The sequence below is a fragment of the Campylobacter sp. RM5004 genome (assembly GCF_022369455.1).
Taxonomy (GTDB): Bacteria; Campylobacterota; Campylobacteria; order Campylobacterales; family Campylobacteraceae; genus Campylobacter_E.
Map to the genome: position 1 here is coordinate 1208380 of NZ_CP059599.1, position 12540 is coordinate 1220919.

9 protein-coding genes are annotated in these 12540 nt (G+C 28.8%); 1 reads left to right on the forward strand and 8 read right to left on the reverse strand.

Annotated elements, in window-relative coordinates:
* Positions 1-29: 29 nt before the first annotated feature.
* Positions 30-494 (forward strand): hypothetical protein, encoded by a 465-nt coding sequence (locus tag AVANS_RS05980; protein ID WP_239816980.1) that lies wholly within the window; start codon positions 30-32, stop codon positions 492-494.
* A 713-nt stretch (positions 495-1207) separates the two neighbouring features.
* Here the strand turns inward: AVANS_RS05980 and AVANS_RS05985 are convergent.
* The 8 genes from AVANS_RS05985 to AVANS_RS06020 all read right to left on the reverse strand — a co-directional run bounded on the left by AVANS_RS05985 (position 1208) and on the right by AVANS_RS06020 (position 12509).
* Complete coding sequence (locus AVANS_RS05985; protein ID WP_239816981.1) at positions 1208-3157, reverse strand: methyl-accepting chemotaxis protein; 1950 nt, start codon at positions 3155-3157, stop codon at positions 1208-1210.
* A 302-nt stretch (positions 3158-3459) separates the two neighbouring features.
* A complete protein-coding gene (locus AVANS_RS05990) occupies positions 3460-4401 on the reverse strand; it encodes an asparaginase (protein WP_239816982.1) in 942 nt (313 codons plus the stop codon).
* Positions 4394-5395 carry a uroporphyrinogen decarboxylase gene (gene hemE / locus AVANS_RS05995; protein ID WP_239816983.1) on the reverse strand — a complete coding sequence of 334 codons (1002 nt, stop codon included), beginning with the start codon at positions 5393-5395 and terminating at the stop codon, positions 4394-4396. The genes AVANS_RS05990 and hemE overlap by 8 nt, the downstream gene beginning before the upstream one ends.
* A gap of 9 nt (positions 5396-5404) precedes the next feature.
* Positions 5405-5929, reverse strand: a complete 525-nt coding sequence (locus tag AVANS_RS06000) for a YqhA family protein (protein WP_239816984.1) — start codon at positions 5927-5929, stop codon at positions 5405-5407.
* Positions 5930-6889, reverse strand: a complete 960-nt coding sequence (gene ribD / locus AVANS_RS06005; RefSeq protein WP_239816985.1) for a bifunctional diaminohydroxyphosphoribosylaminopyrimidine deaminase/5-amino-6-(5-phosphoribosylamino)uracil reductase RibD — start codon at positions 6887-6889, stop codon at positions 5930-5932. It lies immediately after the preceding gene.
* Positions 6890-6896: 7 nt separating this feature from the next.
* Entirely contained in the window at positions 6897-8237 is a 1341-nt protein-coding gene (locus tag AVANS_RS06010; protein ID WP_239816986.1) for a TolC family protein, read from the reverse strand.
* Complete coding sequence (locus tag AVANS_RS06015) at positions 8230-11370, reverse strand: multidrug efflux RND transporter permease subunit (RefSeq protein WP_239816987.1); 3141 nt, start codon at positions 11368-11370, stop codon at positions 8230-8232. The genes AVANS_RS06010 and AVANS_RS06015 overlap by 8 nt, the downstream gene beginning before the upstream one ends.
* Positions 11371-11372: 2 nt before the next feature.
* Positions 11373-12509 (reverse strand): efflux RND transporter periplasmic adaptor subunit, encoded by a 1137-nt coding sequence (locus AVANS_RS06020; RefSeq protein ID WP_239816988.1) that lies wholly within the window; start codon positions 12507-12509, stop codon positions 11373-11375.
* Positions 12510-12540: the final 31 nt, after the last annotated feature.

Sequence of the window (12540 nt, forward strand, 5' to 3'; positions counted from 1 at the left end):
AAAGATTAAGAAAATTATATGGATTTAGCATGTTAGAATGGATATATAATAAATTAATAAAAGTTTTTATTTCAACTTGCTTTAAAGTTTTAATATTTATTGTTTTATTATATGTAATTTCTTGGTCTTTTTTAATGTTATATATGGATACTTTTATACTTACTTTAATACCTTTAAGATATTTATTACCATGGTTTTTTATAGATGACGATGATGCTTATGCTCGTGGTTTTTTATTAGGTTTTTTGTTGCTTATGATATGGAGTTATTTTAGTATATCTGCGACTAAAATCTATTGTAAAAATATTATTAATTTTTATAAAGGCGAGAAAGATTTAGGTTTTTTATTTTATTTTACCTTATTTAGTATTCTAAATGCCTTTTTTAAATTTTGCTTTTTAAAATTAGGAGATATTCATAATAGCACTTTAACTCTTGCTATGGCTTTAATATCTACGATTTTAATTTATTTTTACATAAAATCTAAAAAATAATAGCCGTAATCACAGCTATTTTTAGCAATAAAATAAATAAAAATAAGTCTAATTCCTATTTCAAATTCTTTAAAATTTTAAGTAAAAACTATTGATAATCTTTATAAGCTCGGAACAGCACCCAAAACACAACCTAACCTAAGCAAATAAAGATTAAGAATAAAAAAGTATAAAAGTATTTAAACAAATAAAAGAATTTGAAATAGGGATATTTGCTTTAAACTTTATTTTAGCACTTACAAGAATATTTTTAAGAAGTTTAAAAGTTAGCTTTTTAATTTAAATTATATAAAACTAATTAATACTTTTCTTTTATGAAATCTAAATATTATTTTTAAATTCCTATTTCAAATTCTTTGAAATTTTAAGCAAAAACTATTGATAATCATTATAAGCTCGTAACTCAACCAAACTCAACTACTATTTAAGTATTTAAAAATAAAAGAATTTGAAATAAGAATTTAAAAACAATATTTAGACTTTATAAAGCTAAAAAAGTCTAATTCCTATTTCGTAATTCTTTTTTCAATTTAATAAAAACATTAAAGAATTAGGAATAGGAATTACGAATTAAGAATTACAAACTAAGAATTAAGATTAAGAATTTGCTTTGATAATTTAAAAAGTAATTATGATTTAAATCTAAGTAGTTTATATTAAATAAAAGAAACTTCACTTAAGAAGTTTCTTTTAGCTTTTTAATGTAGTCTTTATTAAAACTTATTCTTCATTACAGATTCAACTGCACTGCTTGCCATAGAATCTACTTCATCTGATATCTTATTAGTATTATCAGCTACAACAACATTAGCACGTGTTAATTCATCTATACTGCTTATTGCTTCGTTTATTTGAGTAATAGCTTGAGTTTGTTCTTTAATGCTTTCGCTCATATCATTTATTCCTTGAGTTAATACATTAACACTTGCTTCTATTTCTGTTAAAGATTTTTGAGTGCTTTCAGCTAGTTTTCTTACTTCATCAGCAACTACTGCAAAGCCACGTCCGTGCTCACCTGCACGAGCAGCTTCAATTGCAGCATTAAGTGCAAGTAGATTAATTTGTTCAGCAATGTCTCTTATCATAGTGATTACATTTTTAATATCTTCTCCATTCTTAATCACTTCGTTTGATTTTTGATTTACTGCATGCATAGATGCACTCATTTCTTCTACTGCTGCTGCACTTTCTTGTAAGCTTGCTGCTTGCTTTCTTGCACCTTCGTTTATATCAATAACACTTGTTTTTAGTATTTTTGATTTTTCTTGTAGGTTTCTTGCAGTTTCTAGGTTTGTTTTTAACATATCTCTTATTTGCTTACCTAGCATATTAGTAGCAAGTTCAACCTTACCTCTAGCATTCTTTATTTCGTTTCTAAAGTCGTTCTGGCTATATTCATCAAAGATTTTTTCAATTGAGTTTGTATTAGCTCCTACTTTATCTTCTAAAGTATCAAGCATTTTATTTAATACATTCTTTAGTTCAATTAATTGTGGGTTTGCAGGATTTAGAGTAATTCTTGCTTTTAAATCACCGCTTTCAATTGCAGCTGCTGTTTGAACGCTTTGTTCTACTGCTTCTTCATCTTTTAATAATGATTGCTTTGTTTTTTCAATGTTTTCATTGATTGCTTTAGCCATAGAGCCAAATTCATCTTTAGAATATAAATTAATTTTATTTGCATCCTCTTTTTCATGATTTAAAAAATCAAAAAATTCATTTAAACCTAAGGTTATTTTTGATAAAGGTTTTAAATAAAAATTAATAGTATATGTTAAAAATCCAACCATAATAATCAAAAATATTAAAAAACTAATCAAAGTAGAATGTCTAGCATCTGCAACCGATTTTGTTATAGCACTTTCTAAAATTATCGTGCATATACTAAAACCACTTAAATCATTAACTATACAATAAGCCAAATATTCTTGATTATCTTTTATAAATCTAATATGATTTAAATTACTATTAGATTTAAGCTTATTAAGCTCTTGATTTAACCCATTTAACCACTCTGGCTTGCCTAATTCTTTCGTATTTTCACTAGCAATTATTTCATTGTTTTTATCAAGAATTAAAGTGCTAATATCTTTATTTGATTTAATACTTGTGATAATATCGCTAAAGTCATTAATTAAGATATTTCCGCCAATTACAGCTATTATTTGATTATTTTTAAATACAGGAGCAAAAATAGTTGTAGCTTGTTTGCCACTTGAAACATCTTTATAAATTGATGAGTTACTTGCTCTTCTTAATTCATTAGCTTCTTTAAACCATGCTCTAGTTCTTCCATCAAAATTAGGAATTAATCTAAAGCTTAAATCTGTTTCAGCTTTATAAACATCACCATTTGCAAGACCTATGAAAAGTCCTTGAAAATCTAATATTCTATTATCATTTGAAATGATTTTTTGAATAAATTCTGGACTTAAATCATTAGCGTCTTCAAAAGTTTTTGCAATTTTTTCAATCTGCTCTATACGAGTTTTAATATACTCATCAATATAAGCATTTCTTAACTTTAAATCCCCAGCAATTGAAGAATCATAATTGCTTATAATTATACTTTCAGTTTTATTGCTTTCTAGATAAGACAATACTAAAAGTAAAACAACAAATAAACTTGCAGTAGATAATGAAATTTTGTGCGAAAGTTTCATTGAGAGTTCCTTTAATTTTGAAATTGAATACTAATTTTACCCCCCCAAGCTTAAAATTTTCTGAATTATGTGTAAAATTTACACAAATTTTGATTAAATCTTTAATTTTAATTGTAGATATATTCAATTTAAGATAATTTTAATCTTTTATATAAATAAAAATAACAGAATTTGAAATAGGAATTAAGATTTTAATTTATATAAAATATTGTTTTAAATTCCTATTTCAAATTCTTTATTCATTTATAAAAAAGCTTTAAGTAAGATATTAAGAATTTGAATTGTTAATTCAAATTCTTAGTTTAATTAAATTGTTTTATTAAATCTTTTATTTGGTCTTTGTTAAACCCTAAACTAAGTGCTACTAAAAGTAAAATTCTAGCCTTTACATCGCTTAAATATTCGCTCATAATTACGCCATTTTTAGCTAAATCTATTTCAGCTCCAGCGTAGCCATAGGTTTTAAGCCCAGTTTTGCCACTTTCGCATCTACTTGTCATAATTATAGGCTTTTTGATATTTTTTATACACGGCATATTTTTAGCCATTACATGCCCTGCTCCATAACCACTAAGCACTATGCCATCGTAATTATCACTAGCAAATTTAAGCAAATCATCATCATAATCAAGGCACATTTTTAGTAAGGCTACTTTTTTGTTTATTTCTTTTGGAAGTTCTAGTTTTAGACGCTTATAAAAATTATTAAATAAATAAAATTTATCTTCTTTAATCTCTCCAACCAAACCACGATTAAAGCTTGTAAATGTCTCTAAGCTAAAGGTATTGCTTTTATGAATAAAATTAGCTGAATGAACGCTTTCGTTTAATACACATAAAACACCCAAACCTTTTGCTAAATCGCTATTTGCTAAAATTATTGCACTATTAATATTTGCTAAATAATCACTTCCTAATTCGCTAGGATTTTTCATAGCGCCCGTAAAAATCAATGGCTCATCTAAATCCCAAAAAAGATTGCAAAAAAACGCACTTTCTTCAAGCGTATCAGTTCCTTGTGTGATTATTACTGCACGAGAGCCTTTTTTAATTTCTTCTTTTGCTAATGCTAAAACTTCTAAAAGCATAGAAAAAGTAATATTTGGACTTGAAATATTGCTAAATGTAATTGCGTTTATGTCTTTAAAAGAATTTGTTAAATCGTTTGCATTTAGGCTAGGGATTGCTCCCTCGCCACTGCTTAGCATAGAAATTGTTCCGCCTAGTGAAATTAGACTAAGCATTTCTTACGCACTCTATTAGGTATCTTACATTTTCTACAGGAATATCAGGTAAAATTCCATGCCCAAGGTTAAATATATGAGCTTTATCTTTTACTAATTCTTTAATAATACTTACACCATCTTTAATAGCTTGCTTGCTATATAATCTACAAGGCTCAAGATTACCTTGCAATACATAAGGAGTTTTTAAAGCTACTTGAAGTGGTGTGCTCCAATCAACGCCTAAAACATCAATTTTTGCCTCAAGACATTCAATAAATCCACCTACACCTTTAGGGAATGCTATTATTGCTATATGTGGGTATTTTGTCTTTAAATATTCAGCTAATTCGCTTATATATTTCCAAGAAAATTCTAAATACGCACTAGGTTCAAGCGCATTCGCCCAACTATCAAAAATCTGAATAGCATTCGCTCCTGCTTTTATTTGATTTTCGCAATATTCTTTTAAAACATGAGTTATTTTTGCTAATAATTTATGCATTAATTCTGGTTCTTGATAAAGCATTTTTTTACTTTTTGCATAAGTTTTTGAGCCTTGCCCTTCTATCATATAAGTTGCAAGCGTCCAAGGTGCTCCACAAAATCCTATTAAAGCCTTATTAGGGGCTAATTTTTCACGAGTTAGTTTTATAGCATCATAAACATAATTAAGCTTAGCGGCTGCTTTTATATCAAGTCTTGCTACATCGTCGATATTTGTAATAATCTCATCAAAAATAGGACCTTCACCCGCAGCAAAGCGTAATGGCAAGCCCATTTCAAGTGGCACAACCAAAATATCTGAAAATATAATAGCCGCATCAAAATCTAAAATATCAACAGGCTGAAGTGTAACTTCGCTTGCTAATTTATAATCTTTACAAAGGCTTAAAAAATCTCCTGCTTTTGCCCTAGTAGCTTTGTATTCAGCTAGGTATCTGCCTGCTTGACGCATCATCCATATAGGCATAACATCACTTTTTTTACCAAAACAAGTATCTATAAAAATCATTTTTGCTCCTTAGTGCTCTTTTTTGTTCTCTTTATGATCGCTCTTGTGTAAAGCCCATAATCCTAAGCAAATACACATAATGCCGATAGCTAGATATAGCATATCAATACTTGAATTAAACTTAAGGTTTAATGCGTGTTGGAAGAAATTAACAACCAAAACCATAACAATAACCTTACCAAGCTTGTCCTTTAGCTCATCTAAGCTATGCACTTCTAAAACTTTACTTTGTTTATATTGCTTAAACTCTTCAACATCGCTAATAAAAAGCTCATATATTCCAAAAGAAAATATATAAAATACCAAAGCCATTAAATATAAATCAACAGCTCCAACTATCATACTAACAGCTTCTTCGTGAATATCTAAATCAGCTTTTTGAAAATAATAAGAATATGCGATTTTTATAACCTTATAAACATCAAAACTAGCTATAAAAAACAATATAAAAGCACCTAAAAGACCAAAAATTACAGGTAAAATTGTAATAAATCTAGAATTAACTAGAAATTTCTCAAAATACTTTTCTAACATTTATTTCCTTATTTCATAAAATCCGAATTGCTGAAATTCGTGGGGCTTATTATAAAAATCTTTTGTAGTGCTTTGATAAATAGGGCTTAAACTTAGCTTAAAATCGCTTGAATTATTATAGGTAGAATTTCCTTGTTGTAAAAATAACCAATCTATTTGATTTTTAAAAAGCTCTAAGGCATTAAAGCCACCTTCTATCATTACAAATTTTATATTTTTTGCTTTTAATTCTTCTTTTAGGTTTAAAGGGTTTTTGCCAAATTCTATGCTTCTATTTGCTTTAAAAATATTAAGGAATTTGAATTCGGAATTAAGATTTTGAAAATGTCTTGAGAATATTAATAAATTAGGAGCTTTTTTGCTAGTTGAAAATCTTGCATCAAGCATAGGATTATCAAGCCTTAAAGTATTTCCACAAATTATTAAAGCATCAAGCTTTGAGCGAATTTCATGAAAATAAGCTCTTAAATATTCATTACTGATTGAGCCTTCATTATTAAAATTAAGATTAATTGCAAGTTTAAATAAAACAAAAGGCTCATTTTTAAGCCAAAATTTAAATGGTTTTATAAGCTCATCGCATTCATCTTTTAATACACCTAAAACCACATTTATACCTGATTTTCTAAGCTCGTTTATTCCGTTTTGACTCTCATCACTTGAGCCTATAAAAACTTCTTTAACACCATATTTTATAAGTAATTCATGACAAGGCGGAGTGCGACCTTGCTTACTACAAGGCTCTAAAGTAACATAAAAAGTGCTATCTTTTAATGCGTCTTTTCCATAATTTTCAAGTATTTCATTAACACACAGCCTTTCAGCGTGAAATGTACCAACAGCTTTATGTGCTTTAATAGATAAAATCTTGCCGTATTTATCTAAGACTAGACATCCTACGGCAGGATTTGGATAGGTTAAAAATTGATATTTCCAAGCCTCTTTTAAGGCTAGGCTCATATAAAAATCATTTCCTAAACTCAAGCTCTCTTACTCCAATAGCTTTATAAGCATCAATTCCAGCAGTAATTTTGCCTAGTCTTAAATCTATTTGCTCCATTAAGCTATTTTGTAAGGCTCTTTCGCTATCTAAGAATTCTAAAAAGCTTATTTCTCCTTCGCTAAATTTAAGCTTATTAAACTCATAAATTTCTTCTTCAAGCTTGATAATTGCGTCATAATCTTTTAGTTTTAATTCTGCGTTGTTGTATTGTAAAATCGCATCTTCAATTTCTTTTAATGCTGTTTTTACAACCTTTTCATAAGTTAAAACTGCATTATCTTGAGATAAATTAGCTCTAATTACTTGCTCATCTGTTTCGCCTAAATTAAATAAAGGCTGTAAAAGATTTGCACTGATTGTGCCTATTGGATCTGAAAATACCTTATGAGTATCTCCACTTGTGCTAATTCCTGCTCCTATTGTAAATGTAGGAAAGAAATTATCCCAAGCAATTTTTGCATTATTATGAGCTATTTTTACATTCAAAATTGCTTTTGCAATATCAGGGCGATTTGTCATCACTGAGCTAGGAACTGATTTTGGCATAACAAAATCATCTAATAAATCATTTGCGTATTTGATTTCTTCTTTTTGTTGATTTAGACCATAAACTAAAATATTTAAAGAGCTTTCATATAAATCACGCTCAAGCTTCAAGCTTCTTAATTTTGTTTGATTTAAGCTAGCTTGCTCTTTTGTTTGTAAAAGAACTGATTTTGTAATAAAACCTAATTTATATTGCTCTTCTTTTAGTTTTAAAGTCTTTTCATAGCTTTTTACAAAGTCTTCTAAAATCTCAATTTTTTTATTTGTTGCAACTATTTTATAATAAAGATTAGCAATGCTAAAACCTATTGTTTGATAAGTGCTTTCTACATCAATTTCGCTTATATTTGCACTAAATAAAGCATTTTCTTTTGCTTTACCAAGCTTATTTAATAAATCAATTTCATAAGATAAATTAAGCCCTAAAGTATGCCCGTAAATAGGTTTTGAATTATTAGCAATTCTTTCATTTGCATTTAAGCTTAAATTAACACTAGGCTCTCTTTTAATTCCTGCACTAACAAGGTTTGATTCAGCGATTAAAAGATTATTTAAAGCCATTTTAACATCTTCGTTATTTTCCATTGCTATTTCTATCAAGCGATTTAAATTATCATCTTTTCCTAAAGCTCTCCAATTTTTTATCTCAAATTTTGTTTGAGTGTCTAAATTATTTGGAGTTTTTAACTCATAATTATTTACACTAGAGCAAGATATTAAAAATAAAGCAGCAAAGCTGCTTAAGATAATTTTATTCATTTGTTTTTCCTTTTTTTCTCTTCAAGAAATCATTAAAACTTTCAAGCATATAGAAGAATAACGGAACAAATAAAATAGATACACTTGAAGCTACAATAATTCCACCAACAAGCCCAGTGCTTAGTGCGTGTCTTGCAGCACTTCCTGAGCCTTCACTAAATACTAAAGGCAATATTCCTATACCAAATGCTAAAGAAGTCATAATAATAGGTCTAAATCTAAGTTTAGCTGCTTTAATAGCTGCATCTTTTGTATTTAAACCATGCTTATATTTTTCTTCCATAGCAAACTCAACTATTAATATAGCATTTTTTGCACTAAGACCTATTAATAATAATAGACCTATTTGAAAATATATATCGTTATCTATGCCCCTTAAATAAGTTGCAGCAAGTGAACCAAATACAGCAAAAGGAACTGCAGTAATTACTGCTAAAGGCATTAGCCATCTTTCATATTGAGCTGCAAGAATTAAGAATACAAACACCATTCCTAAAGCAAAAGCAGTTGAACCTGAACCACTAGAATTTACTTCTTCATAAGAACTTCCTGCCCAAGCATAAGAATATTCATCTTTATTCATAGTCTTATTAAATACATCAACAATTGCTGCGATTGCATCACCACTCGTATAGCCTGCAGCTGGACTTGCTGTAACTTTTACAGCAGGGAAGAGATTAAATCTAGTTACTGAAAATGGTGCAACACTAGGCTTAATATCAACTACACTTGCTAAAGAAATACTATTTCCTTCATTATTTTTTACATAAATATTTTCAAGGCTTGATTTTTTATTTCTAAAATCTTCATCACCTCTTACATTAACTTGGAAGTTCTTACCTAAAGCTGTAAAATCATTAACATAAACAGAGCCAAAAATTAGATTTAAGTTAGTATATATATCACTTAAACTAAGGCCTAAAATTTTAGCTTTTTTCTCATCAACGCTTACTTTTAACTCAGGATAATCAGTGCTTAGAGTTGTTCTTGCTTGTGTTAATTCAGGTCTTTTTGAAGCTTCTGCAAGTAAAACATCTATATCCTTTTTAATTTCTTCATAGCTTTTACCTGATTTATTTTGCACATACATTTCAAATCCACCAGTAAGTGATAAACCCATAATCGGTGGTGGGTTTAAGAAAAACGCAAATCCATCAGGGTCAAGCCACATATTTTTCATCCAAGTATTTGCTAAGTTTTGACTATCTCCATTAATACCTAAGTCTTTTCTATCTTTAAAATCTTTTAAAGTAATAAATGAAATTCCTGCACTTGTAGATAATGCAGAGCTTTCAACATCAAAACCATTAAGAGAAATCATACTTTCTACCGCAGGATTTTCCTTAACCATATTGTAAATTTTATTATTGAAATTAATTGTTTTTTCTAACGAACTTGCTGATTTTAATTGTGATAAAACTAAAATAGCACCCTTATCTTCACTAGGAACAAGCGAACTTGGAATAATCTTAAGTAGTGCAAAAATCCCATAAAAGAATATCGCTACAACTATTAAGCTAGGAATTACATGGCGTAAAACTTTTGCCACTGCTGCTCCAAATAGCCCAGTACTCCAGTCAAAAAAGTCATTAAATTTTTTAATTAAATAAAACGGCTTATCTTCATGATCTTTTAGTAATAATCCACATAAAGCAGGAGTTAAAGTTAATGCAACAAAACCTGAAATACAAACTGAAATTACAAGAGTAATTGCAAATTGTCTTTGGATTTGTCCAACGAAACCATCTAAAAATGAAACAGGAATGAATACAGCACTTAAAACCAAAACAATAGAAATAACAGGTCCAGTTACCTCATCCATTGCTATTTTTGTAGCTTCTCTTACATCTTTAGTAATTCCACTTCTAAACACACGCTCAACGTTTTCAACAACAACAATAGCGTCATCAACAACAATTCCTATGGCAAGAACTAACGCAAAAAGCGTAATTAGATTTATTGTAAAACCAAAAAGATATAAAAACGCAAAAGTTCCAAGTAATGAAACAGGAACTGCAATTAGTGGAATAATAGTTGCACGAAGGTTTTTTAAGAACATATACATAACTATTAAAACAAGTAAAATTGCTTCAACGAAGGTTTGAACAACTTCATTAATACTATCCTTAACAAACTCGGTTGTATCATAAGGCATATCATAAGCAATACCACTAGGAAAGAATGCACTTAGTTCTTTTAATTTATCATTTACTGCTTGTGCTACTGCAATTGCGTTTGCACCTGATTTTAGATTAATCATTAATGGAACCATTTTTTTACCATTATTAAGACCGGTAAAGCCGTAGTTTTTAGAACCAATTTCTACTCTAGCTATATCTTTTAAATATAAAATATTTCCATTAGGAAGTGCTTTGATTATGATATTTTCAAAATCACTAACTTTGCTTAATTTTCCTTTCGCACTCATTGAATACACAAATGGGCTTACTTCTTTTAAAGGTAAATCACCCATACTTCCTGTTGGATATTGTGAATTTTGCTCTCTTATAGCAGCACTTACTGCTGCAGGTGTTAAGTCATATTTATTTAATTTACGAGAGTCTAACCATATTCTCATTGAATAATCTTTAGAACCAACTACGCTAACATCGCCAACACCATCAATTCTACTTAATTCATCAGCAATATTTAATGTAGCATAATTGCTAAGATAAATCTCATCACGACTCTCATCAGGAGAATAAATACTAACAACTGCTAAAATACTAGAGCTTGATTCGCTAACATTAACGCCTAATTTTTTAACTTCTTCTGGCATTTTTGCTGATACACTTTGAACTCTATTATTTACATCAATTAACGCTTGCGAAGGGTCTGTTCCTACTTTAAAATATACGTTCATTAGCATCAAACCACTTGAGCTTGAACTTGAAGTTATATATATCATATCTTCAACGCCATTTATTGCATCTTCAAGTATACTTGCTACATTTTGAGATAAGGTAGCTGCATCAACACCTGAATAGCTTGCGCTTACTTTAATTGTAGGAGAAGTAACATTAGGATATTCTTCAATAGGCAAGCCTTTCATTCCTAAAATACCGGCAATAGTTATAATAATTGAGACAACTATCGCAAAAACAGGTCTATAAATAAAAAATTTAGAAAACATTTTTATTCCTTAGTTGGCTCTTTTGAAGCTTGTTTTTGCATCATTGCACCAAATTCTGCTTTTGTAGCAACTTTTGCACCTGGATAAATCTTCTTATAGTTATTTAAAATAAGTTCATCATCAACTTTTAAACTACTATTGCTAGCATCAATTACTGCTATTTTTTCATCATCAAAAATAGTTTTAACATGAATTTGTTTTGCAGTATTTTTATCTTTTATAAATACATAATAACCATCTATATCTTGTAATAAATTTTCTTTACTAATTACTAAAGAATTTGCTTGAGTAATTTCGCTAAGCTTTAAGCTTACGAAAGTTCCTGCACTTAATTCCTGATTTAAATTCTTAAATACCGCATAAGCTTTTGTGCTTGCTAATTCATTATAATTTGATACAAACTCAACTTCGCCTTCATAAGTTTTACCATTTAAAATAAAACTTGCTTTAGCTTTTTTTAAATCGTTATTATTTCTTTTGATTTGTTCCATATTTGTATCTGATATAAAAAATGTTGCTTTTAAATTATCTTGATCTACTATTTGAACTAGCTTTGTATTATTTGCTACTGCATAACTTCCTATATCAATCAATGATGCTTGTAAATATCCATCAAAAGGAGCTTTTACGCTTGTATAATCATAATTTAATTTAGCTAGTTTATAAGATGCGTTTGCTTTATTTAAACTTGCTTTTGCACTCTTATATGCTGCTTCTTTTGCATCAAATTCCTTTTTAGATACTGCTTTTTTATTGTATAAATCCTTGGTTCTATTAAAATCAGCACTTGCATTCTCATAGTTTGCACGAGCAACGCTAATATCAGCTAAAGCTAAATCTAAATTTGCTTTATATTGCTCATCATCAATTTTATATAAAACAGTTCCTTTTTTTACAAAATCACCATCTTTAAAAAGTATTTCTTTAATCTCGCCAGAAACTTTAGGCAAAACAACTACATCTTTACTTGCTTCAAGTTTTGCTGCGTATTCGTAGTAAATACTAGCATCCTCTAAACCTATCTTTTTTACATCAACTATTGATGGTGGCATTTCTTGCTTTTTTTGTTCTTTGTTTTCACCACAAGCTGCGAAAAATAACATACTTGCAACAAGACTTAATTTAATAATTTTCTTCATAAAATTTCCTTGTTATGATTTAAAATGTAAT